Source organism: Pseudomonas sp. NFPP02 (assembly GCF_900119355.1).
Taxonomy (GTDB): domain Bacteria; phylum Pseudomonadota; class Gammaproteobacteria; order Pseudomonadales; family Pseudomonadaceae; genus Aquipseudomonas; species Aquipseudomonas paracarnis.
This window is the reverse complement of sequence record NZ_FPJI01000003.1, coordinates 276,188-298,732: the sequence shown is the minus strand read 5'-3', so window position 1 is coordinate 298,732 and position 22,545 is coordinate 276,188. Positions and strand designations below refer to the sequence as shown.

Sequence of the window (22,545 nt, the reverse complement as noted above, 5' to 3'; positions counted from 1 at the left end):
GGCGGTATGAGCAGTCTTCTGAAGCTGGAAAACATCTGTAAGCGTTACCCTGGGGTGCAGGCCCTCAAGGCCATCAACCTGCAAGTGGAGCGCGGCGAAATCCACGCCTTGCTCGGGGAAAATGGCGCGGGCAAATCCACCCTGATGAAGATTCTGGGCGGGGTCGAGCACCAGGACGAAGGGCAGATCCTTATCGACGGGCAGGCCCGACAATTTGCGACCTATCGGGATGCGATTGCCGCCGGGATTGGCATTGTGTTCCAGGAGTTCAGCCTGATTCCCTACCTCACGGCGGTAGAAAATATCTTCCTCGGCCATGAGCTGAGCAACCGCTTCGGCCTGTTGCGCAAACGCGAAATGGCCGAGGCTGCGCAGGCGTTGTTCCAGCGCCTCGGGGTCAGCATCGATCTGCACTGCGCCGTCAAGCACCTGAGCGTGGCCGAGCAGCAGTTTGTCGAAATCGCCAAGGCCCTGGCCCTGGATGCGCGCCTGCTGGTGCTCGATGAGCCGACCGCGACGCTGACCCCCAGTGAAGCCGAGTTGCTGTTCGAGATCATGCGCGAACTCAAGCGCCAGGGCGTGGCGGTGATTTTTATCTCGCACCACCTGGAAGAGATTTTCCAGGTCTGCGACCGCATCAGCGTCCTGCGCGACGGCAGCAATGCAGGCGTTACCGAAGTGGCCGACAGCGATATCGATCACTTGGTCGAGATGATGGTCGGCCGCCGACTGGAATGCAGTTTCCCGCCCAAACCCAGCAGCGAACGCGGCCCCTTGCTGCTGGAGGTCAAGGATATCCAACTGGTGCGCAACGGTCCCCACAACCGTTTCAATTTGCATAAAGGCGAGATCCTGGGCTTCGCCGGCCTGGCGGGCTCGGGCCGCACCGAACTGGCCCTGGGCATGATGGGCGCGCTGCCCACGGTGAGCAAAGACGTGTGGCTGCGCGGAGAAAAAGTCAGCCTCGATGACCCGGCCCAAGCCCTGGCCTGCGGCATCGGCCTGCTCCCCGAAAGCCGCAAGAGCGAAGGGCTGATCACCGCCTTCAGCATTCGCGAAAATATCTCGCTGAACAATTTGCCCAAGTATCAGCACGCCTCGGGCCTGATCGACAAGGCCCGCGAGTGCGCCAGCGTCGAAGCGCTGATGCGCCAGCTGTCGATCAAGGCACCCAGTGGCGAAAGCCTTGTGGTGAACCTCAGCGGCGGCAACCAGCAAAAAGTCGTGATCGCCCGCTGGATCAACCACCACTGCGACGTGCTGGTGTTCGACGAACCCACACGCGGCATCGACGTGGGTGCCAAGGCGCAGATCTACGCGTTGATGCGCAGCCTCACCGAACAGGGCTACGCGATCATCATGATTTCTTCCGAGCTGCCCGAAGTCATCGGCATGTGCGACCGCGTCGCCGTGTTCCACAAGGGCGCCATCGTCAAGGTACTGGAAGCGTCCGCCGTCAATCCTCAAGAGGTCATGCGCCATGCAACAGGGGGCTCAAGTGAATACGTCCATTAACACCGCCGGCACCGGCCGCTTGCGCCTGAACCTGGCGCGGCTGCTGCGTTCGCCGGCGTTTTATCCCTTTGTCGGGCTGGTGGTGGTGACCCTGGTGATGATCCTCGCCAGTGACACCTTCCTCACCGCCAGCAACCTCTCCAACATCGCCCGCCAGGTGTCGATCAACGCGATCATCGCAGTGGGCATGACCTGCGTGATTCTCACCGGTGGCATCGACTTGTCGGTGGGGCCGGTGATGGCGTTGTCCGGCACCTTGACCGCCGGGCTGATGGTCGCCGGGTTGCCGCCGGGCCTGGCGATTGGCGCCGGGCTGCTGGTGGGCGTGACCTTCGGCATCGGCAACGGGCTGTTCGTGGCGTACCTGCATATGCCGCCGATCATCGTCACCCTGGCGACCATGGGCATCGCCCGCGGGTTCGGGCTGATGTACACCGACGGCTACCCGATTTCCGGCTTGCCAGAGTGGTTCGCGTTCTTCGGTCGCGCCAGTGTGTTTGGCCTGCAGGTGCCGATCCTGATCATGCTGATCACCTACCTGGCGGCCTATGTGCTGCTGCAACACACCCGCATCGGCCGCTACATCTACGCCATCGGCGGCAATGAAGAAGCGGTGCGCTTGTCAGGGGTGCGAGCGGCGCGTTTCAAGCTGCTGGTGTACGGCATCAGCGGCTTCACCGCCGCGATTGCCGGGCTGGTGCTCACCTCGCGCTTGATGAGCGGCCAGCCGAATGCCGGCGTGTCGTTCGAGCTGGATGCGATTGCCGCCGTGGTACTGGGTGGTGCGTCGATTGCCGGCGGCCGCGGAGTGATCATCGGCACCTTGCTCGGCGCCATGCTGCTGGGCGTGTTGAACAACGGTTTGAACATGCTTGGCGTGTCGCCCTACGTCCAGAGCGTGATCAAGGGCGGGATCATCTTGCTGGCGATTTTCATCAGCCGTCAGCGCCATCGTTAATACCTCACTACACAGGACCGAACACATGGACAAGCACACTCACATGCAAGCCGTCGTCTGCCACGGCCCGAAAGACTACCGCCTGGAGCGCATCGGCAAACCCCAGGCGCGTGCCAATGAGCTGGTGATCCGTATCGCCGCCTGCGGCATCTGCGCCAGTGACTGCAAGTGCCACTCGGGCGCGGCGATGTTCTGGGGCGGCGACAACCCCTGGGTCAAGGCGCCGGTAGTACCGGGCCACGAATTTTTCGGCTACGTGGTCGAAGCCGGCGAGGGCGCCGAGGAGCACTTTGAGGTCAAGGTCGGTGACAAGGTCATCGCCGAACAGATCGTGCCGTGTGGCAAGTGCCGCTTCTGCAAATCAGGCAAATACTGGATGTGCGAAGTGCACAACATCTTCGGCTTCCAGCGCGAAGTGGCCGAAGGCGGCATGGCCCAATACATGCGCATTCCCAAGACCGCCATCGTGCACAAGATCCCTGAGTCGGTGTCCCTGGAAGACTCGGCGCTGGTGGAGCCGATGGCCTGCTCGATCCATACCGTCAACCGTGGCGATATCCAGCTCGACGACGTGGTGGTGATTGCCGGCGCGGGCACCCTGGGCCTGTGCATGGTCCAGGTCGCCGCGCTGAAGACCCCGAAGAAGCTGGTGGTGATCGACATGGTCGATGAACGCCTGGAGCTGGCGAAAAAATTCGGCGCCGATGTGGTGATCAACCCCGCCCGTGACAACGCTCGCGAGATCATCAACGGGCTGACGGACAACTACGGCTGCGACGTCTATATCGAAACCACGGGCGTACCGGCCGGCGTCACCCAGGGCCTGGACCTGATCCGCAAGCTCGGGCGCTTTGTCGAGTTCAGCGTGTTTGGCGCCGAGACCAGCGTGGACTGGTCGATCATCGGCGACCGCAAGGAGCTCGACGTGCGCGGCGCGCACCTGGGCCCGTATTGCTACCCGATCGCCATCGACCTGTTCGAGCGTGGCCTGGTCACCTCCCAAGGCATTGTCACCCATGATTTCCCGCTGGACGACTGGGCCGAGGCGTTTGAACTGGCCAATTCGACCAAGTCGATCAAGGTGCTGTTGAAGCCGGTGCTCTGAGATGGACTACGTCATCGGTGTAGACATTGGCACCCAGAGCACCAAGGCGCTGCTGGTGGATGCCCAAGGCACGATCATCGCCCAGCATAGCCAAGGCTACCGGGTGGACACCCCGAAAGTGCGCTGGGCCGAGCAGTGGCCGCAGGTGTGGCTGGATGCTGTCGAAACGTGCGTGGCCCAGTGCATGGCCAAGGCCGGGGTACCGGCGCCGCAGGTCAAGGCGCTGTGCATCAGCAGTTTGTACGGTGGTTCGGGCATTGCCGTGGATGCGCAGATGACGCCGCTGCACCCGTGCCTGATCTGGATGGACCGCCGCGCCGGCGAGCAGGTGGCCTGGGTGCGTGAGCATGTGGACCTGGAGCGCTTGTTCGCCATCACCGGCAATTCGGTGGACAGCTACTACGGCTTCACCAAGATGCTCTGGCTCAAGCAGCACCAGCCTCAGGTGTGGGCGAATACCCGTTACCTGTTGCCGCCCAACAGCTACATCAATTGGTGCCTGACCGGCGAGTTGGCGGTGGACCACAGCAGCGCCGGGAATATCGGCGGTGTCTACGACGTGGCGGCGCGCAACTGGTCAGGCGAGATGCTGGAGGCGTTGGGTATCGCGCAGTCGATGATGCCCGAGCGGTTGCTGTATTCCGGCGAGGTGGTGGGTGGTTTGCTTGCAGACTGGGCCGCACGCCTGGGCTTGCAGGCGGGCACGCCGATCCTCGCTGGGGGCGTGGACGCGGCCATGGCGACCCTGGCGGCGGGTGTCACTCAGCCAGGCAATCATGTGGCGATGATCGGCACCAGCATGTGCTGGGGCTACCTGAACCAGCAGGTGGATGCGCGCCACGGTTTGGTGAGCATGCCCCATGTCTACAACGGCCACCGCGACCTGTACATCTTCGGCGGTGCGATCACCGCCGGGGCCTCGGTCAGCTGGTTTCGCGAGCAGTTCTGCCAGGCCGAAGAACAGCAGGCCCAGGCCACGGGGCAAGACAGCCTGGCGCTGCTGGAGCAGAGCGCGATGAAGATTCCGGCAGGCAGCGAAGGCGTGGTGTTTTTGCCTTACTTGATGGGCGAGCGCAGCCCGGTGTGGGATGACCGCGCCAGCGGCAGTTTTGTCGGGCTCAACCTCTACCACAGCCGCTTTCACCTGTACCGCGCGGTGCTGGAGGGCGTGAGTTTTGCCCTGCGCCACAATATCGAAGCGGGCAGCCAGGGCGCGCATTCCCTGGACCCGCGCTTGATTGTGGTGGGCGGGGCGAGCCATTCGGACCTGTGGATGCAGATCATCGCCGACGTCACACGCTACCCGGTGTACACGATCGTGCAGGAGGTAGAAGCAGCCCTGGGCGCGGCGTTGTTGGCGGCGCATACGATGGGGTTGGTGAGTGATGGGCAGATGGACACGGGTTGGGTGCAGTTGCAATTGCGGGCGCAGCCCAAGCGGGAGAATGTCATGACCTATGACCGGACGTTTGCCGAGTACCTGAAGCTGTATCCGGCCCTGAAACTGGTCATGCACAACCTGCAAGCCACCTGATTCAACACCGTCCAAAACTGTGGGAGCTGGCTTGCCTGCGATAGCGGTGTATCAGCACCCGATAAGGAGACTGACACTGCGCTATCGCAGGCAAGCCAGCTCCCACAGTGGGTCTTCATTGGTTTTGAGATCTTTATTTATGTCTACCACCTTCGACTTTTCGTACCAGCGCATCCTCGTCACCGGTGCCAGCAGCGGCATCGGTCGCGAAATTGCCCAGCAACTGATCGCCAGCGGCGCCGAAGTCTTCGCTCTCGGTCGCGATGCCCAGGCGTTGGCGGCATTGGGGTGCCGCACCTTGTGCGTGGATATCGCTGACAGCATCGCCCTCGATAAAACCCTGCAAGATTTGCCGCCTCTGCACGGCCTGGTCAACTGCGCCGGTATCTCACGCCTGGAGCCCGCCGCTGCCATCAGCGCCAACGCCTTCGACCAGGTGATGAGCGTCAACGCCCGCGCCGGCGCGCAAGTGGCCAGCCGGGTCGCGGCAAAGATGATCGAGGCGAACATGGCCGGCAGCATCGTCAACGTCTCCAGCCAGGCGTCGTTGGTGGCGCTGGATGATCACCTGAGCTACTGCGCCTCCAAGGCTGCACTGGACGCGATCACCCGCGTGCAATGCGCCGAGTGGGGCCGTTTTGGCATACGCGTCAACAGCGTCAACCCCACCGTGACCTTGACGCCGATGGCGGCCATGGCCTGGTCCGACCCGGCCAAGCGCGACCCGGCGCTGGCAGCGATTCCTTTGGGGCGTTTTGCGCAACCGGCGGAAGTGGCGCTGCCGGTGCTGTTTTTGCTTAGCGACGCGGCGAGCATGATCAGTGGCGTGAGCCTGCCTGTGGATGGCGGCTACACCAGCCGCTAGCCGTTTTCCAACTGCCCGGCGATGACCACTTTGTCCCGTGGCTTGTGCGGGTCTTGCAGGCGATCAAGCAGCAGGCGCACCGCACTGCTGCCGGCCAGGGACGCGTCGTGGGCCACGCAGGCAATCGGCACGCCAAAGATATCGGCGAAGGGCAGGCGGTCGATGCCGCAGATGGTCAGGCTGTCATGGGCGATGTTATGCATACGCAACGCACGCAGGGCGCCCAGGGTGATCAACTGGTTGAAACCCATGATCGCGTCCGGTGCCGAGTGTGCGGCCAGGTAATCGAGGGTATGCAGGTAAGCCGGCATCAGCGTGTAGTCGCCCGCTTGCACCTCGACCTGAATGTCGGGGTGTGCGGCCAGCACTTCCCGCAGGCCTTTGAGGCGTTCCACGCTGATACGCGAGTGCTCGGGGCCGGTCAGCACCAGCAGGCGCTTGAGGTTCGGGGTTTGGCGTAACAGGTAGTGCGCGGCTTGCAGGCCGCTGTGGTAGTTGTCGAGCACCACGCGGCTGAACGGGCTGTCGTGGATCGTGCGATCGAGCAGCACCACCGGGGTCTTGCCGTTGCCCAGGCGCTCCAGATAGTCGGGCTGGTAGCTCGGCTCGTCGGAGACCGGCGACAGGATGATCCCCGCCACGCGATAGCCCAGCAGGGTATCGACCGCCTTGCTTTCGAGTTCTTCCAGCTCATCGGTGTCCACCAGCATGATGGTGTAGCCGTGCTTTTTCGCCTCGCGGGAAATCGCCTTGATCATCTCGCTGTAGAACGGGTTGTCTACCGATGCGGTGATGACCCCGATGATCAGGCTTTCACTGCGCTTGAGCCCGCGGGCGAAGGCGTTGGGCACGTAGTCCAGCTCGCGTGCCACTTCCAGGATGCGCGCCAGGGTGGCGGGTTTGACCAGGTCGGGTTTGCTCAAAGCGCGGGACACCGTAATGGTGGTCATGCCGACCCGTTTGGCAATGTCGCTGATGGTGACGGACTTTTTCTTGTTCATCGGTAAGACTGCGAGAGTAAACACCAGCAGGCTAGCATGTGCGCAAGCGTAGAGTGATTCAAATCAGCGGATCCCAGCGTTGCGACCAGTCGCCTTCGGCCTTCACCACTTCGCGCAGCAGTTCCAAAGCCTGCTGCAACACCGCTGAATCTCGCGCCCGCGAATACACAAGGTAGGTCGGAAAGCTGAATTCCGGCGCCTTGGGCACGCGCTGCATGACGCCGCTGTTCAGGTAGCTCTGCACCACCCGCGTGCGGAAGTAGCCAGCCCCGCCATTCTCCAGGATGTACTGCAACGCCAGCGGCCCCAGGTTGAAACTCAGTGCGGCACGCGCACGGTCGGGCAGGGCGGCGTCGTGTTGCTGGCGAAAACCCTGGCCCCAGTCGATATACACGTAAGGCGAGGGTTTGCTCGCCAGTTGCACCAGAATCAGTTTTTCTTCCAGCACCTGCTCCACCTGCAAGCCCGGCCAGTATTGCGGCTGGAACACCAAGGCGGCATCTAGCACACCCAGCTCCAGTTGGCGCAGCAGGTATTCGCCTTCACGCACTTCGGTGCGCAAGGCGTGCCCCGGTATCTGCTCGCGCAGCGCCTTGGCCCAGCCGAGCATCAACGGGTTGCACAGGCTGACCTCCCCGCCGATATGCAGCACATTGCGATAGCCGTCCGGCAATGGCAGGTCACGGCGGGCGGCTTCCCAGGTTTGCAGCAACTGGTTGGCGTACACCACGAAGGCCTCGCCGTCGGCGGTCAGCCGCGCACCGGCACGGTTGCGCACGAACAGCGTGCAGCCGAGCTGGTTCTCGAGGTTTTTGACACGAGCGGTGATAGCGGTCTGGGTGACGTGCAGTTTCTCGGCCGCCGCGGCCAGGCTGCCGCAGCGGGTGATCTCGAGGAAGGTGCGTGCCAGTTCGATGTCCATGAAGCCCCCGGGGATGAATAGGGGCATTGTAGAGCGATGCAGGATTGGAATGCGATCCATGTGGGAGCTGGCTTGCCTGCGAAATCGCTGGTTCAGTTAGCCCATTGGCCTCTGACACACCGCTATCGCAGCATAGGTATCTACATAACTTTGGTACGACGCTGTATCTGTGGCGAGGGAGCTTGCTCCCGTGGCGGCCTGACAGCGACGCTTATCCACCTGACGCGCCGCAGTTCTATGTGGGAGCTGGCTTGCCTGCGAAGACGGCCTGACAGTCAACTGGGATGTTGGATCAGAGCGCGTACATATCCGTTATTTAGGTAACGGCCACTTAGGGTTCCGCCCTGACGGCGGCTCACTTTGCAAAAGCGGCAAAGTAAGCAAAACGCTCTTGCCCCACCACTCGGCACCTCGCTTAGGCTCGGTGTGCCCGTAATCCGCCAGTGATTTGGGGGGCCGCCGCCACGCGCCATCCATGGCGCGGGGCGGCTAAACCGGCATCCCTGCCGGTTTACCCCTCAAATCACTGTCGAATTCCGGCCAGCGTGGTTTAACGGGGCGCCTGAGATCAAGATCACAAGCAGATCAAGAGCGGCTCGCTTCGCATCGTGGTTACCGTTGGCTGCTACAACCTACAAAATTGTGTAGAAGCTGCGACGGCGGTGTGTCAGAGGCCAATGTGCTGACTGAAACAGCGCTATCGCAGGCAAGCCAGCTCCCACAGTTGTAGGTATTCAGGTCGGGATTTTCGGTGTGTGCAAGTGCGCTGTGGGGAATGCCTGTGCATACGCGTGACACACCCTAAGTACCTGCTCATCGGCAAACCGCGCGCCCACCACATGCAAGCCCACCGGCAGGCCATTCGCCGCCAACCCACAGGGCACTGACGCCGCCGGTTGTTGGGTGAGGTTGAACGGGTAGGTGAATGGCGTCCATTGCATCCACTCAGTCATCCCCGAACCTGGCGGTACGTTGTGCCCGGCTTCGAACGCGGTGATCGGCATCATCGGTGACACCAGCACATCGTAATGCTCATGGAAAGCCGCCATCCGTGCGACTAGCGCCGCTCGGGCTTCCAGGGCTGCGTTGAAATCGTTCAGGTTCAAGCGCTCGCCCCGTTGTGCAATGCGTAGCAGCCCTGGATCCAGCAGTTGCCTTTGCGCCTCGCTCATCGTGCCGATCAGGCGTGCTGCGCCGGCAGCCCATAGGGTGTCGAACACCTCCAGCGGGTCGCTGAAACCAGGGTCGATCTGCTCGACATGGGCGCCCAGTTGCACCAGGCCCTGCACAGCCTGATCCACTACCTGGGCGACCTGCGGGTCGACTTTCGCATAGCCGAACGTGGGGCTGTAAGCGACACGCAGCCCTTTCAAGTCCGTCCCTGGAACGAGCCAGGGCCTGGTTCGCGGCGCGCCGATCAAGCCGTCCCGTGCATCCGGTCGCGCCACGGCTTGCAGCATCAGCACACTGTCTTCCACGGTGCGCGTCATCGGCCCCAGGTGCGACAGGATCGTCATGGAGCTGGCCGGCCATTGCGGCACATAGCCGAAGGTCGGCTTGATCCCGAAGGTGCCGGTAAACGCACAGGGAATACGGATCGAGCCGCCGGCGTCGCTGCCCTGGTGCAGCACGCCGAGGTTCAATGCCGCCGCCGCAGCGGCGCCCCCGGACGAGCCACCGGCGGTGGTGCGCGTGTCCCACGGGTTGCGGGTGATGCCGTACAGCGGGTTGTCGGTCACGCCTTTCCAGCCGAATTCCGGGGTGGTGGTCTTGCCCAGCAGCACCGCGCCAGCCTTGCGCATGAAGGCCGAGAAGGGCGCGTCCACGTCCCACGGGCCCTCGGCACTGGAGGTGCGTGAGCCTTTGCGCGTGGGCATACCGACTGTCAGCGTGAGGTCCTTGATCGACGCCGGCACGCCATCCAGGGCGCCGCAAGGTTCGCCCTTGAACCAGCGTTGTTCCGACGCCCGCGCAGCGTCCAGGGCGCCTTGCGGGTCGACATGGCAGTAAGCATTCACCACCGGGTTGTAGCGCTCGATGCGCAGCAACGCGTCTTCGGTGACCTCCACGGGCGACAAGGTCTTGTCACGAAAGTGTTGCAGCAGTTGCACCGCCGTCAATTGGCCGATCTCACTCATGCTTGAACTCCCTGCGCCGCGTTGACCATGGCGCGCAGCAACACCGCGCAGCCTGCGGCCAGATCATCCGGCGCGGCGTTTTCGATTTCGTTATGGCTGATGCCGCCTTCGCACGGCACAAAGATCATCCCGGCCGGGCCCAGTTCAGCGACGAAAATCGCGTCATGCCCGGCGCCGCTGACAATGTCCATATGGCTCAAGCCCAATGCCTGGGCAGCCTCGCGCACGGCGTTGACGCAGGTCGGGTGAAAGTCCAGCGGCGGGAAGTCGGCGGTGGGCGTCAGTTCAAACGTCAAGCCGTGGCGGGCGGCCGCGTCTTCGATCACTGCGCGCACTTCATCGACCATGGCTTGCAGCTTGTCGGCGTGCAGGTGACGCAGGTCGATGGTCATGTGCACCTGGCCGGGGATCACGTTGCGCGAGCCAGGGTGCAGGTTAAGGCAGCCGACGGTGCCGCAGGCGTGAGGCTGATGCTGATGGGCGATACGGTTGACCGCGCTCACCACCTCGGCAGCGCCCACCAGGGCATCCTTGCGCAGGTGCATGGGCGTAGGGCCTGCATGCGCCTCGACGCCGGTGAGGGTCAGGTCGAACCACTTCTGGCCCAGGCAGCCCATCACAACCCCCAGGGTAATCGCCTGGTCCTCCAACACCGGGCCTTGCTCGATATGCGCCTCGAAATAAGCGCCCACCGGATGGCCCAGCACCACACGCGAACCGGCATAGCCGATGCGCTGCAATTCGCTGCCTACCGACAGGCCCTGGTCGTCGCGCTTGTCGAGGGTGTCCTGCAGGTCGAACTTCCCGGCAAATACCCCGGAGCCCATCATGCACGGCGGGAAGCGCGAGCCTTCTTCGTTGGTCCACACCACCACTTCGATGGGCGCCTGGGTTTCGATCTGCAAGTCATTGAGCGTGCGGATCACTTCCAGCCCGGCCATTACCCCGTAGCAACCGTCGAACTTGCCGCCGGTGGGCTGGGTGTCGATATGGCTGCCGGTCATGACTGGGGGCAGGGCGGGGTTGCGTCCAGGGCGCCGCGCGAAAATATTGCCGATGGCATCCACACTGACGCTGCACCCGGCGGCTTCGCACCACTGCACGAACAGGTCGCGGGCCTGGCGGTCCAGGTCGGTGAGGGCCAGGCGACACACGCCGCCCTTGGCCGTGGCGCCGAGCCGGGCCAGGTCCATCAGTGACTGCCACAAGCGGTCGCGGTTGATCAGCGGGGCATTGCTCTGGAGCGGTTGCGCAAGACTGTTCATCAGGAATCTCCACTCAGGCACTCAAGGCCAGGTAACGGTTTTTGATCGTCGGGTCGGCGCGGAAGTCAGCGGCGCTGCCCTCGTACACCACGCGGCCCTGTTCGAGCACATAATGGCGGTCGGCGAGCTTGTCGCAGACCATCAGGTTCTGTTCCACCAGCAACACCGGCAGGCCCTCGTCCTTGACCTTGCGCAGGATCTTCACCAACTCGTCAACGATCACCGGGGCCAGGCCTTCAGTGGGTTCGTCGAGGATCAGCAGCTTGGGGTCGTTCAGCAGGGCGCGGGCGATGGCGAGCATCTGCTGTTCGCCGCCGGACAACGCATGGCCGGCGTTTTTGCGCCGCTCCTTGAGGCGCGGGAACATGGCGTACACGTCTTCCAGTTGCCAGCGGCTGTGCTTGCGGGCCGCGATGCGCAGGTTTTCCTCCACCGTCAGCAGGCGGAAAATCCCGCGGTTTTCCGGCACCAGCGCCAAGCCCTGGCGCGCAATTTCAAAGATCTTTTGCCCCACCAACGCCTGGCCGTTGAAGTGGATCTGACCCTGGCGCGGGCAGATGATGCCGAGGATGCTGCGCAGGGTGGTGGTCTTGCCGGCACCGTTACGGCCGAGCAGGGTCACCAGTTCGCCGGGGTTGACGCTCAGCGACACGCCTTCAAGCACATGGCTTTTGTCGTAGTAGGAATGGATATTCTCGACGATCAGCATCAGGCAGCCTCCCCAAGATAGGCAGTACGCACACGTTCATCGGCGCGCACGAACTCCGGCGTGCCTTCCACCAGGATCTGCCCATGGCTCATCACCGTGATGCGCTGGCTGATGGACATGACGATGCTCATGTTGTGTTCGATCAACAGCACCGTATGGTCGCGCCCAAGGTCGCTGATCAGTTGGGTCATGATCGGAATATCGTCGATGCCCATGCCCGAGGTGGGCTCGTCGAGCATCAACAGTTTGGGTTTGGAGCAGATCGACATGCCCACCTCCAGCACCCGTTGCTGGCCGTGGGACAACTCACCGGCCAGGGTGTCGGCGCGTGCCGTGAGTTGCAGGCGTTCCAGCACCTGGTCGGCCATCTCCAGGTGTTCGCGCTGGCTGTCCACCCGACGCCAGAAGTTCAAGGCACGCGAGCCATCGCGGCCTTGGGCGGCCAGGCGCAGGTTTTCGCGCACGCTGAGGTTCTGGAACAGGCTGGTGAGTTGGAACGAGCGCGCCATGCCCAGGCCGACGCGGCCGTGGGCGGGCTTGCGCATCAGGTTCTTGCCGTCGAAATGGATCGCCCCGGCGGTGGCCTGGCGTTCACCCGTCAGGCAGTGGAACAGGCTGGTCTTGCCCGCGCCGTTGGGGCCGATGATGGTGTGGATGGTGCCGGCTTCGACCTTGAGGTTGACGCCATTGACCGCATGGAACGCGCCGTAAGCCAGCTCCAGGTTCTGGGTTTCCAGCAAGATACTCATAGCCCGTCCTCCTTGGCGACGACCGCGGGTTTGCGCGCGCCGCGCACCTTCTCGAATAGCGACGCGAGGCCGCCCCACAAACCGCCGCGCATGAAGATCACCACCAGGATCAGGATTGCCCCCAGCAGCATCAGCCAGCGCGGCCACAGGTCGGAGAGAAAGTCGCCCAGCAGCACGATGGAGCCGGCGCCCAGCAGCGAGCCGAACAGCGAGCCGGTGCCGCCGACGATGGTCATGATCAGGATGTTCTCGGACATTGCCAGGTCGATATTCGACAGCGGCACAAAGTGCAGCAGCATGGCGTACAGCGCCCCGGCAATCCCGGTGACCGCACCGGACAGCACGAACACCAGGATCTTGAAGTGGCGCGTGTCGTAGCCGATGGCCGAGGCGCGGGTTTCGTTCTCGCGGATCGCCATCAGCGTACTGCCAAACGGCGAAGCGATGACCCGGCGTGCGCCGATGAAGATCAGCAGGAACAGCACCGCGACAAAACCATAGAAGGCACGGGCATCGGCCAGGGACAGCAGCACGGTGTCGCCCACACGAATCTCCGGGCGCGGCACGCTGAGCAGGCCGTTGTCGCCGCCGGTCCAGTCGCTCAGGGTGTAGGCGACGAAGTACGCCATCTGGCTGAACGCCAACGTGAGCATCACGAAGTAAATGCCCGTGCGCCGAATCGCCAGGGCGCCCACCAGCAGCGCCAGGAAACCACCGGCAATCGCCGCGCCGAGCAACGCGGTGAACAGGCCCAGTTGCAGGTGGATCATCAACAGCGCCGCACAATAAGCACCGGCACCAAAGAAGATGCCTTGGCCGAAGGACAGCAGCCCGGTATAGCCCAGCAGCAGGTTGCAGGCGAGGGCGGCCATGGCAAAGATGAGGATCTCGGTGGCCAGGGTCGCCGAGGGCAACACCAACGGCAGGCCGATCAGCACGGCCAACACCCACAGCAACATGGCTCTGGATTGGGTCTTGGCAAACGGCAGCGGGTTTTTATCGCTCATGTCAGGCTCTCCCGAACAGGCCATAAGGGCGTACCAGAATCACCACGGCCATGGCGCCGTAGATCATCAGGCTCGCACCCTGGGGCCAGAGTGTGGTCATCAGGCTTTGCACCACGCCCACCAGCAAACCGCCGACCAGCGCACCGCTGAACGAGCCCATGCCGCCGATCACCACCACCACGAAGGCGATGCCCAGAATCTCCGGGCCGACAAAGGGCTGGGCGCCGCGCAAGGGCGCAAACAACACCCCAGCGACACCGGCCAGGGCGACGCCGAGGGCGAAGGTCATGGAGAACAGGCGGAAAATATTGGTGCCCAGTAGTGACACGGTTTCGGTGCTTTCACTGCCAGCGCGCACCAGAGCACCGAAGCGCGTACGCTCCAGCAGCAGCCACAGGCCCAGGCCCACCAGCCCGGAAAACACGATAAGGAACAGGCGGTAGTAGGGGTAGACGAAATCACCTACCACCAGCACGCCGCGCAACAGTTCCGGCACGGCGACGCTTTTGCCCACCGGCCCCCAGATCATCACGCTGGCTTCCTGGATGATCAGGGCGATCCCCAGGGTCACCAGAATCTGGAACATGTGTGGCAAGTGGTAGATGCGCTGGATGAGCAAGCGCTCGATCACCCAGGCCAGCGCGGCCACCACCAGCGGCGCGATCAGCAGCGCCAGCCAGAAGTTGCCGGTGAGGCTCACCGCGGTGTAGCAGATGTAGGCGCCGAGCAGGAAGAACGCGCCGTGGGCGAAGTTGACGAAGTTGAGCAGGCCGAAAATGATCGTCAGCCCTACCGCGATCAGGAAGTAGATCATCCCCAGCCCAAGGCCGTTGAGAATCTGGAACAGGTACAAATTAAGCATGCAGGCACCCTCCGCAGACGGCCGCTTGCACGGCCCTGCGCGACAAAAGTTAAGCGGTCAGCCGAGCGCGCAGCCCGTCGCCTCGACTGCGGGGAACGATTGGCCAGCGCTGAGCACTTTGGCCAGGTCGTCCTTGTCGGCCATGTCGCCGCTGGCCTTGCCGATCAGTAGGTAGTAATCCTTGATCACCTGGTGGTCGCCGGCGCGGATTGACTCCTTGCCGGTCGGGCCTTCGTAGCTCAAGCCTTGCAGGGCCTTGGCCACGGTCGGGCCGTCGAAGCTGCCGGTGGCAATGATGGTGTCGAGCATGACTTTGGTGCTGATGTAGTCGGCGGCCAGCGGGTAGGTGGGGTTGATGCCGTACTGGGCCTGGGTCAGCTTGACCAGTTCACGGTTGAGCGGGGTGTCGACCTGGTGCCAGTACTGTGCGCCGAGGTACACGCCCTCGAGCACATCGCTGCCCAGTTCCTGGAACTGATCCAGGCCGGCAGACCACACCAGCAGCACCTTCATGCGCTCCTTGATGCCGAAGTTCACGGCCTGGCGCAGGGTGTTGGACGATTGGCTGCCAAAGTTGAGCAGCACCAGCACATCGGGCTTGGTGGAAATGGCGTTGGTCAGGTAGCCGGAGAATTCCTGTTCCTGCAACGAGTGGTAGCTGTTGCCCACGTGTTCCAGGCCATGCTCCTTGAGCACGTTTCTGGCGCCTTCGAGCAAGGCTTCGCCGAACACGTATTGCGGGGTGATGGTGTACCAGCGCTTGGCGTCCGGCAGCAGCTTGATCAGCGGCACCATGGTTTCGCGTATCGCGCCGTAGGTGGGCACCGACCAGCGGAAGGTCGCCTTGTTGCAGTCCTTGCCTGTCACTTCATCGGCGCCCACCGGGGTCATGAACACGCCGCCGACCTTGTCCACTTCCTTGGCCACTGCCAGCGCGGAAGACGACAGCGTGCATCCCTGGAAGAACCGTGCGCCGTCCTGCGCGATGGCCTCCTGCACCTTGCGCACTGCCTTGCCGGCGTTGCCTTCGGTGTCGATGACCTTGTAGTTCAGTGGGCGGCCGAGCAATTCGGGGTGTTGCTGCACCGCCAGGCGCGAACCCATGTCGGCAAATTTGCCATAGCTGGCAAAGGCGCCAGACATGGACTTGAGGCCGTAAAAGGTAAAGGGCTCGGCGGCGAATGCCGAACGCACGCTCAGCGGAAGGCTGAGGGCGGCGGCCGCGGTGAGGCTGGCTTTCAATAACGTACGACGCTGCATGGGGTGACTCCCTGGTTTAGTTATTGGCAGGAGCGGCAAGGGCGATACGGTGGAGCAAGGGCCTGTGGGCAGGCTTGTTATTGGATAACTCGATTTCGCGGGTGAACGGGTCAACTGTGGGAGCTGGCTTGCCTGCGATGGCATCGACTCGGTCCCCTGTAACACCGAGGCGCCCGCATCGCAGGCAAGCCAGCTCCCACATTGATCGGGTTCCCACATTGGATTGTTGGCGTGTTTAAGGGTGGTCGAACTCCAGTAGGAAATGCGGGCTCACCTGGCCTTCCAGCGCGGTCATATGGTGTTCGGCATCGCACATGTGTTCATGCATCAAGCTGCGCACCGCGCTTTCGTCCCCGGCGCGAAAGGCGATCAGCAGTTGCTTGTGATAGTCGAGGTTGGCCGCGTCGAACTGCTTGCGTTTGGGCTTGTAGGCTTTTTTCAGCACCACCAGGTCGCGCAGCAAGTCATTGAGAAACTGCGCCATGAAGCTCAGCAGCGGGTTGGGGCAGGCCCGGGCCAGCAGGTTGTGGAACTCCAGTTCCGCCAGGCGCTGTTCGCGCTGGCCGGCTTCGCTGTCTTCGGGGGCGCTGCAAAAATCCACATTGGCTTGCAGGGCGGTGTAATCGTTTTCGCTCAAACGCCCGAGCACCGACACCGCCAATTCCACTTCGATGACCTTGCGCAGTTGGTAGACCTGCTCGCCGTCAAGGTGCTGGAAGTGCAAGTAATTGCGCAAGGCGCGGCTGGCCGGCTCGGTGCCGGCCTGGTTCAAGTAAGCCCCGCCGCTGGGGCCGGTGCGCGTGCTCACCAGGCCCTCCACTTCCAACGCCTTGAGCGCTTCGCGTGCCGAACCCTTGGAACACTGGAAGCTTTCCATCAGCTCGCGTTCGGTGGGCAGGCGGTCGCCGGGCTTCAAGGCGTCGGTGACGATCGAGCGCTTGACCGACTCGACAATCACATCGGACAGCTTCTGGCGTTTGCGGCGTAGCGGGCGAGTCAACATGGCGGTGATTTATCGTATTAATGCGGATAAATAGCACTTAATAACGATTGGGGAAGTGCGTCAACGCAGGCTGTCGTTTTTGGTGGCAAGAGGTCGTAAATGCGTGGGCTACTTACTCCCAGGCGCTGAGGTCGAGACAGCGCGTGGACGCCGGCGGTTGTCTACCATAAGCGAGAAAATCCCCCAGCCAGCGGTTGACGCAGCCGTCGGCGCCTGCGCGCGCCGACTCCTTGAGCAAGAGTTGCTCGACACCGGTGGCGACTGCTTCGCCAGGCTCGGCATTGATCAGCACCATGCGCCCGACACGCTCGGGAAACAGCGTGCCGTAGCGGCTGCCGAGGCGGGTGGCAGCGGCGTTGCCCAGGTAGTTGAGGCGCGCCTCGTCAAGTTGCCCGCGCACGAACTCCATGTCCCGCGCGGCCTGTTCCACGGCATTGCCCTCGCGCAGGTCGCGGGCGCTCAGCTCGATGACGTCATAACGGTCGACCAGGGTGCGATAGGCCTGGGTGGCAAGCGACTCCCAGCGGCTGGCGAGGTGAAGAACGAAAGGCGCGTCCTTGGCCTGGAGGGGTTCGCCGGCCTGGATGAACACGACACCTTCACGGTTGAGCGGTTGCCGTGCGCCTACCCGTGTCACGCTCAAGCTTAGGCGGCCGCGCTGGGGGGCGGCATGGTCGCGGGGGACGTTGACCAGGCCGCATTGGGTGCGGCCAACCACTTGCGGGTTCAAGTGCGCCGTCGTGGTGAGGGGGCAGTCCAGCAGCCAGTCGATTGCGGTGGGGGCGATCAAGGGCTTGGCCAGCGCCAGGTTCGGTATCAACCAGCAGCCAATGCAGGCCAGGCCTTTTACAACAACGCTGGGTTTCATCATGAGGTCCCGGGCTTCCGTGTGATAACGGCTTTTTTACCAAGGACCTTGAGGTGGAGAATGTAGGGTGAAGAAACAACTCGTGTATGAAATATGAGTTTCGTTTATCAGATGTTGGTTTTCCAGCCACCGCCTAATGCCTTGTACAGGGCGATGCTGGCTTGTAGGCGCGACAGGCGCAGTAGCACGTTCTGGTCCTGGGCGCCGTACAAAGTGCGCTGGGTTTCCAGCACCGTGAGCAGGTCTTCGGCACCGGCTTCGTAGCGGCTCTGGGCAATCTGAAACGCGGTCTGCGCCTGTTGCAGCTCCTCGCTTTGCCACTGGCGTTGCTGGTCAAGGCGGGTGATGCTGCTGAGGGCTTTTTCCACATCGGCAAAGCCATTGATGATCGCCCCGCGGTAGCTTTGCAGCAGTTCATCCTGGCGTGCCCGAGCCTTGTCGCGCTCGGCGCTCAGCCGGCCATTGTTGAAGATTGGCGCCATCAGGCCCGAGGTCAGGGTGTAGAAGGGGCTGCGCAAGACCTCTTGGGCCTTGTATGCGCCAGAGCCGAGGGTCGCGCCCAATGTCACTGAAGGCAGCATCGCTGCACGGGCCACCGTGACATCGGCACGGGCCGCTGCCAACTGGGCTTCGGCCTGGGCGAGGTCGGGGCGCCGGCTCAATAACTGGCTCGGTACACCGGGCCCGATACTCGGCCAGGTCAATGCCTGGAAGGGTTCAGCGCCCAGGTCCAGGGCCTGTACGGGTTGGCCGAGCAAGGCGGCCAAAGTGATTTGCGACTCTTCGACCGATTGCTGGATCAGCGGCAACTGCCGTTGCTGGCTGGCCACCAGGCTCTTCTGTTGAGCCAGTTCCAGGGCCGTGGCGGAACCGGCGTCGTGGCGGGTCTGTACCAGGTTCAGCACATTGCGCGCATTCGCCAGGTTGAGCTCGGCAATCTGCAGGCGCTGGCGTGCGGCCAGGGTTTGCGCGTAGCGGTCGGCGACATTGCTGAGCAGGGTCAGCTCCACGTTGGCCTGATCGAACTCACTGGCGTGCAGGCTCTGCACGGCGCTGTCGCGCGCAGCGGCGCGGCCCCCCCAGAAGTCGATTTCATAGCTGGCGGTGAGGCTGGCGTCATAGCTGTTGACGGTCCGATTGCTTTCGGTGGCGTCCAGGTCCGAGTTGCCGCTGCCGCGCAACAGCCTTTGCCGGCTGGCGGTGAGGTTGAACTTCAGTTCCGGCAGCAGCGGTGCGCCGGCAATCACCGCCGTGGCCTGGGCCTGACGGACCCGCGCCATGGCGGCTGCTACGTCGAAACTGTCACGACGGGCCTGGTCGATCAGGCGGTTCAACGCCGGGCTGCCAAACTGCGTCCACCAGCGCTGGTTGATGGCTTGGGTCGCTTCGCGTTCTGCATAGTGCCAGGTGGCGGGCGTGGCGAGGCCGCTGTCGATGGCCGGCGGGTTAGCGCCACAGGCCGTGAGCAACAGGCACACACTGAACGCTGACAGTTGTGGAGTGAGAGATCGTTTATTCACTGGTCAACGCCTTAACCGGATCGAGCCGGGCAGCTTTACGGGCCGGCATGAAGCCGAATACGACGCCGGTGACCAGCGCACAGCCAAACGCGCCGAGCACCGCCACCAGGGAAAACTGCACCGCCACTTCAGCCAGCACCAGCACGCCGCCCACCAGCAATGCCAGGGCAATACCGAACAGGCCGCCGACCACCGAGAGCATCACCGCCTCGGTGAGGAACTGGCGCAGGATGTCGCGCTGGCGCGCCCCGGTGGCCATACGGATGCCGATTTCACGGGTGCGTTCGCGCACGGTCATCAACATGATATTCATCACGCCGATGCCGCCCACCAGCAGCGAGATCGCCGCAATCGAGCCGAGCATCAGCGACAGGGTGTTCTGGGTGCGGGCTTCGGCCTGAATCATCGCGGCATTGTTGGTCAGCTCGTAGTCGCGCTTGCCGTTGTGCAGCTTCAGCATCAACTGGTCGATGGCGCGTTCGGCTTCATGCACCTTGCGTGCATCGGTGGTGGCAATCGCCACGTATTCGGGGTTGTAGCTGCCGAACAGGCGGACACTGGCGGCGCTGTAGGGAATGGCGACACGGTCGTCACTGTCCTTGTTGCCGGAGCTTGAGCCTTTTTCCGCGAGCACGCCGACCACCTGGAAGGGTACGTTCTCGATCAGGATGTACTGGCCGATAGGGTTGGCCACGTCCTTGAACAATTTTTGGCGGATGCGCGCGCCGATCACGGCGACCGTGGCGGCGGCGCGTTCGTCGGCCTCGGTGAAGTAGCTGCCCTCGACCACCGGCCAGTTGAAGATCTCCGGGAAGTTGGTGTCGTTGCCCCCCACGTAAGCCATGTAGTCGACGTTGCCGAAGCGCACTCCCGCGTCGGTGCCGTTGACCGGCATGATGCGCTTGACCTGAGGCAGCGTCGCCAGGGCCGCGACATCGTTGAGGGACACGATACCCAGCGGCGTACGCGGGTTGGGCGAAGACCCGCTGAGGTAGATGATATTGGAGCCGAACGCGCCCATCTGCGCCATGACCTGGCGCTTGCTGCCTTCGCCCACTGCCAGCATCACCACCACCGACGCGACGCCGATGATGATGCCCAACAGCGTCAGCGCCGTGCGAAAACGGTTGATCCACATCACCCGCCAGGCGGCCTGCACGGCATCCAGCAATTCGGCTTTCCAGGCACCATTGTGCTCGGCGCCGTCGACCAGGCGTTGGCGCAGGTCCACGGCGTGCAAGGCGCCGGCCGCCACGCTGGGTGTGGCCGCGCGGGTGTCAGCCGAATCGCTGATGATCTGGCCGTCGCGAATCTCGATGATGCGGTTGGCTCGCGCCGCCACTTCACGGTCGTGGGTAATCAGAATGACCACATGGCCCTGGCTCGCCAGTTCGTCGAGCAAGGCCATGACCTCGGCGCCGCTATGGCTGTCGAGGGCGCCGGTGGGTTCGTCGGCGAGGATGATATGGCCGCCGTTCATCAGGGCGCGGGCGATGGACACCCGTTGCTGTTGCCCACCCGACAGCTGGTGCGGCCGATTGCCGGTGCGCTCGGCCAGGCCCAGGCGGGTGAGCAGGGCGCTGGCGCGGGCATGGCGTTCGGCGGCGCTGATGCCGGCATAGATCGCCGGCATCTCGACGTTTTCCTGGGCGGAGCCTGAGGGAATCAAGTGGTAGCCCTGAAACACAAAACCGAAGGCTTCGCGGCGTAGCCAGGCCAGTTCGTCGCTGCCCAGGTGGGCGACGTTTTCCCCGGCGAACAGGTAGTCGCCCTCGGTGGGGCGGTCGAGGCAGCCGAGGATGTTCATCAGCGTCGATTTACCCGAGCCCGACGCGCCGACAATGGCGACGAACTCGCCGGCATGGATCGACAGGTCGATGCCGCGCAACACATCGACCTGCGGGCTGTCGCCGCCGCCGTAGGATTTGCGGATGCCTTTGAGTTCAATCAGGGGCGTGGTCATTTCAGCCCCCATGGCTATCAACCGGGCCGATCAACAGGTGGTCGCCCTCGCTCAACCCCTCGAGCACTTCCACCCGCAGGCGGTCGCTGATGCCCAGGCGCACTTCACGGTCTTCGATGGCTCCGTTTTTGGCGACCACCCGGGCGATTTGCGCTGCGGAGCCGGGCACGCTTTGCAAGGCGGCGACGGGTACGGAGAGGGCGTCCTTGACTTGGCTGGCGACGAAAAAGACCTGGGTGGTCATCTCGGCCATCAGCGCGTTGTCGGCGTTGTCCACGTCCAGCAGCACCGTGTACAGCACCACTCGGCCAGTGCCGCTCTTGCTGGTGCTGCTCGGGCTGCCGCTGCCCTGGGTTTCGTTCAAGGGTTTGGGCGGGATCGGCAGGATCTGGCGCACGGTGCTGGTCCAGCGCCGGCTGCCACCGCTCAGAGTGGTGAAATACGCGCTCATGCCGGGTTTGACATGGCCGATGTCGGCTTCGGAGACTTCCGCCCACACCGTCATGGGCGACAGCTTGGCGATGCGCAGGATCAGCGGCGTTTGCTGTTGCGCGTTGAGGGTCTGGCCGACGCGTGCATCCACGGCCACCACGGTACCGGTCATTGGCGCGTAGATGCGCGTGTAGCCCAACTCGGCTTCATCGCTGCGCAGGCTGGCCTGGGCCTGGCGGATCTGTGCCTGGAACATCTGCACCCGCGCCTGGGTCGCGCTGAGTTCCGCCTTGGCGGTCTGCACGTCTTCCTCGCGGGTGGCGTTGCCGGCACTCAGGCGCTGCTGACGCTGGTACTTCTGATGGGCCAGTTGGTGCTGGGCTTTCTGCTCCTGCAACTGAGCCTGCAGGTTTTCGATGGCATAGCGGCTGGCGTCGAGCTTGGCTTTTTGCGTGGCGGGGTCGATCTCCACCAGCAATTGGCCCTCTTGGACCTGGTCACCGGCCTCGACGTGGATCTTGCGGATCTGCCCGGAGGCTTGGGCGCCGACGTCTACGTAACGTCGCGGTTGCAGGGTGCCCAGGGCGGTGACGCTGTTTTCGATGTCGGCGCGGGTCACGGTGACGGTGGCCAGGGCGTCGCGGCCCGGCGTCAGGCCCTGCCAGGTGGCAAACGCAACGATGGGAATCAGGCACGCCACCACAAGCAGGGCGCGTCGGGCAGGTCGAGGGCGTTTCATGGGTAGCTTCCAGCCAGGAAAGTTCGGGGCGCAGTCGCGCAGAGCTGACAGGTAAACGAGGAAAATGCCCCGGAATTTAGGCTGTTACATAAGTAGTTACAGCGCCAATTGCGAAAAAAACCGACCGCTG

The 22,545-nt window shown here is 63.3% G+C and carries 19 protein-coding genes; 5 read left to right on the top strand and 14 right to left on the bottom strand.

The window, feature by feature from the left end; translation table 11 throughout:
* The first annotated feature begins 6 nt into the window (after positions 1 to 6).
* From BT204_RS07430 to BT204_RS07410, 5 genes are all read left to right on the top strand, one after another.
* Positions 7 to 1,515, top strand: a complete 1,509-nt coding sequence (locus BT204_RS07430) for a sugar ABC transporter ATP-binding protein (protein WP_072446179.1) — start codon at positions 7 to 9, stop codon at positions 1,513 to 1,515.
* On the top strand, positions 1,481 to 2,473 hold the full coding sequence (locus tag BT204_RS07425; protein ID WP_072446176.1) for an ABC transporter permease: 993 nt from the start codon (positions 1,481 to 1,483) through the stop codon (positions 2,471 to 2,473). Before BT204_RS07430 ends, BT204_RS07425 begins: the two co-directional genes overlap by 35 nt.
* Positions 2,474 to 2,498: 25 nt before the next feature.
* Positions 2,499 to 3,578, top strand: coding sequence for an alcohol dehydrogenase catalytic domain-containing protein (locus BT204_RS07420; protein ID WP_034128169.1), 1,080 nt, complete (start codon positions 2,499 to 2,501; stop codon positions 3,576 to 3,578).
* A 1-nt stretch (position 3,579) separates the two neighbouring features.
* On the top strand, positions 3,580 to 5,112 hold the full coding sequence (locus BT204_RS07415) for an FGGY-family carbohydrate kinase (protein ID WP_072446174.1): 1,533 nt from the start codon (positions 3,580 to 3,582) through the stop codon (positions 5,110 to 5,112).
* A 139-nt stretch (positions 5,113 to 5,251) separates the two neighbouring features.
* The gene (locus tag BT204_RS07410) at positions 5,252 to 5,977 is read left to right on the top strand and encodes an SDR family oxidoreductase (protein ID WP_072446171.1); all 726 of its coding nucleotides are present in this window, start codon (positions 5,252 to 5,254) and stop codon (positions 5,975 to 5,977) included.
* Here BT204_RS07410 and BT204_RS07405 read toward each other — a convergent pair.
* From BT204_RS07405 to BT204_RS07335, 14 genes are all read right to left on the bottom strand, one after another.
* Positions 5,974 to 6,978: a LacI family DNA-binding transcriptional regulator gene (locus BT204_RS07405; protein ID WP_034128167.1), complete on the bottom strand. Its 1,005-nt coding sequence runs from the start codon at positions 6,976 to 6,978 to the stop codon at positions 5,974 to 5,976. The two genes, BT204_RS07410 and BT204_RS07405, sit on opposite strands and share 4 nt — an antisense overlap.
* A gap of 58 nt (positions 6,979 to 7,036) precedes the next feature.
* The gene (locus BT204_RS07400) at positions 7,037 to 7,900 is read right to left on the bottom strand and encodes a LysR family transcriptional regulator (protein WP_072446292.1); all 864 of its coding nucleotides are present in this window, start codon (positions 7,898 to 7,900) and stop codon (positions 7,037 to 7,039) included.
* 734 nt (positions 7,901 to 8,634) lie between these two features.
* Entirely contained in the window at positions 8,635 to 10,038 is a 1,404-nt protein-coding gene (locus BT204_RS07390; RefSeq protein ID WP_072446168.1) for an amidase, read from the bottom strand.
* Complete coding sequence (locus BT204_RS07385; RefSeq protein ID WP_072446166.1) at positions 10,035 to 11,303, bottom strand: Zn-dependent hydrolase; 1,269 nt, start codon at positions 11,301 to 11,303, stop codon at positions 10,035 to 10,037. The genes BT204_RS07390 and BT204_RS07385 overlap by 4 nt, the downstream gene beginning before the upstream one ends.
* Positions 11,304 to 11,316: 13 nt before the next feature.
* Complete coding sequence (locus tag BT204_RS07380) at positions 11,317 to 12,012, bottom strand: ABC transporter ATP-binding protein (RefSeq protein ID WP_003192343.1); 696 nt, start codon at positions 12,010 to 12,012, stop codon at positions 11,317 to 11,319.
* Entirely contained in the window at positions 12,012 to 12,761 is a 750-nt protein-coding gene (locus BT204_RS07375) for an ABC transporter ATP-binding protein (protein WP_014719039.1), read from the bottom strand. Before BT204_RS07375 ends, BT204_RS07380 begins: the two co-directional genes overlap by 1 nt.
* Entirely contained in the window at positions 12,758 to 13,768 is a 1,011-nt protein-coding gene (locus tag BT204_RS07370) for a branched-chain amino acid ABC transporter permease (RefSeq protein WP_072446163.1), read from the bottom strand. Before BT204_RS07370 ends, BT204_RS07375 begins: the two co-directional genes overlap by 4 nt.
* Before the next feature lies 1 nt (position 13,769).
* Positions 13,770 to 14,630, bottom strand: a complete 861-nt coding sequence (locus tag BT204_RS07365; RefSeq protein WP_003192337.1) for a branched-chain amino acid ABC transporter permease — start codon at positions 14,628 to 14,630, stop codon at positions 13,770 to 13,772.
* A gap of 57 nt (positions 14,631 to 14,687) precedes the next feature.
* Positions 14,688 to 15,890 (bottom strand): ABC transporter substrate-binding protein, encoded by a 1,203-nt coding sequence (locus tag BT204_RS07360; RefSeq protein WP_057974972.1) that lies wholly within the window; start codon positions 15,888 to 15,890, stop codon positions 14,688 to 14,690.
* A 235-nt stretch (positions 15,891 to 16,125) separates the two neighbouring features.
* Positions 16,126 to 16,893, bottom strand: coding sequence for a FadR/GntR family transcriptional regulator (locus BT204_RS07355; protein ID WP_034127984.1), 768 nt, complete (start codon positions 16,891 to 16,893; stop codon positions 16,126 to 16,128).
* A 112-nt stretch (positions 16,894 to 17,005) separates the two neighbouring features.
* On the bottom strand, positions 17,006 to 17,761 hold the full coding sequence (locus tag BT204_RS07350) for a hypothetical protein (RefSeq protein WP_057975027.1): 756 nt from the start codon (positions 17,759 to 17,761) through the stop codon (positions 17,006 to 17,008).
* A gap of 107 nt (positions 17,762 to 17,868) precedes the next feature.
* Positions 17,869 to 19,281, bottom strand: a complete 1,413-nt coding sequence (locus tag BT204_RS07345; protein ID WP_072446161.1) for an efflux transporter outer membrane subunit — start codon at positions 19,279 to 19,281, stop codon at positions 17,869 to 17,871.
* Positions 19,274 to 21,244, bottom strand: coding sequence for a MacB family efflux pump subunit (locus BT204_RS07340; protein WP_057974970.1), 1,971 nt, complete (start codon positions 21,242 to 21,244; stop codon positions 19,274 to 19,276). Before BT204_RS07340 ends, BT204_RS07345 begins: the two co-directional genes overlap by 8 nt.
* 1 nt (position 21,245) lies before the next feature.
* Positions 21,246 to 22,415, bottom strand: coding sequence for an efflux RND transporter periplasmic adaptor subunit (locus BT204_RS07335; RefSeq protein WP_057974969.1), 1,170 nt, complete (start codon positions 22,413 to 22,415; stop codon positions 21,246 to 21,248).
* Positions 22,416 to 22,545 lie beyond the last annotated feature (130 nt).

What these genes read in the sequence shown, in the direction of transcription:
- BT204_RS07430 (WP_072446179.1), top strand. Translation starts at nt 7, where the DNA reads ATGAGCAGTCTTCTGAAGCTGGAAAACATCTGTAAGCGTTACCCTGGG.
- BT204_RS07425 (WP_072446176.1), top strand. Translation starts at nt 1,481, where the DNA reads ATGCAACAGGGGGCTCAAGTGAATACGTCCATTAACACCGCCGGCACC.
- BT204_RS07420 (WP_034128169.1), top strand. Translation starts at nt 2,499, where the DNA reads ATGGACAAGCACACTCACATGCAAGCCGTCGTCTGCCACGGCCCGAAA.
- BT204_RS07415 (WP_072446174.1), top strand. Translation starts at nt 3,580, where the DNA reads ATGGACTACGTCATCGGTGTAGACATTGGCACCCAGAGCACCAAGGCG.
- BT204_RS07410 (WP_072446171.1), top strand. Translation starts at nt 5,252, where the DNA reads ATGTCTACCACCTTCGACTTTTCGTACCAGCGCATCCTCGTCACCGGT.
- BT204_RS07405 (WP_034128167.1), bottom strand. Translation starts at nt 6,978, where the DNA reads ATGAACAAGAAAAAGTCCGTCACCATCAGCGACATTGCCAAACGGGTC.
- BT204_RS07400 (WP_072446292.1), bottom strand. Translation starts at nt 7,900, where the DNA reads ATGGACATCGAACTGGCACGCACCTTCCTCGAGATCACCCGCTGCGGC.
- BT204_RS07390 (WP_072446168.1), bottom strand. Translation starts at nt 10,038, where the DNA reads ATGAGTGAGATCGGCCAATTGACGGCGGTGCAACTGCTGCAACACTTT.
- BT204_RS07385 (WP_072446166.1), bottom strand. Translation starts at nt 11,303, where the DNA reads ATGAACAGTCTTGCGCAACCGCTCCAGAGCAATGCCCCGCTGATCAAC.
- BT204_RS07380 (WP_003192343.1), bottom strand. Translation starts at nt 12,012, where the DNA reads ATGCTGATCGTCGAGAATATCCATTCCTACTACGACAAAAGCCATGTG.
- BT204_RS07375 (WP_014719039.1), bottom strand. Translation starts at nt 12,761, where the DNA reads ATGAGTATCTTGCTGGAAACCCAGAACCTGGAGCTGGCTTACGGCGCG.
- BT204_RS07370 (WP_072446163.1), bottom strand. Translation starts at nt 13,768, where the DNA reads ATGAGCGATAAAAACCCGCTGCCGTTTGCCAAGACCCAATCCAGAGCC.
- BT204_RS07365 (WP_003192337.1), bottom strand. Translation starts at nt 14,630, where the DNA reads ATGCTTAATTTGTACCTGTTCCAGATTCTCAACGGCCTTGGGCTGGGG.
- BT204_RS07360 (WP_057974972.1), bottom strand. Translation starts at nt 15,890, where the DNA reads ATGCAGCGTCGTACGTTATTGAAAGCCAGCCTCACCGCGGCCGCCGCC.
- BT204_RS07355 (WP_034127984.1), bottom strand. Translation starts at nt 16,893, where the DNA reads ATGTTGACTCGCCCGCTACGCCGCAAACGCCAGAAGCTGTCCGATGTG.
- BT204_RS07350 (WP_057975027.1), bottom strand. Translation starts at nt 17,761, where the DNA reads ATGAAACCCAGCGTTGTTGTAAAAGGCCTGGCCTGCATTGGCTGCTGG.
- BT204_RS07340 (WP_057974970.1), bottom strand. Translation starts at nt 21,244, where the DNA reads ATGACCACGCCCCTGATTGAACTCAAAGGCATCCGCAAATCCTACGGC.
- BT204_RS07335 (WP_057974969.1), bottom strand. Translation starts at nt 22,415, where the DNA reads ATGAAACGCCCTCGACCTGCCCGACGCGCCCTGCTTGTGGTGGCGTGC.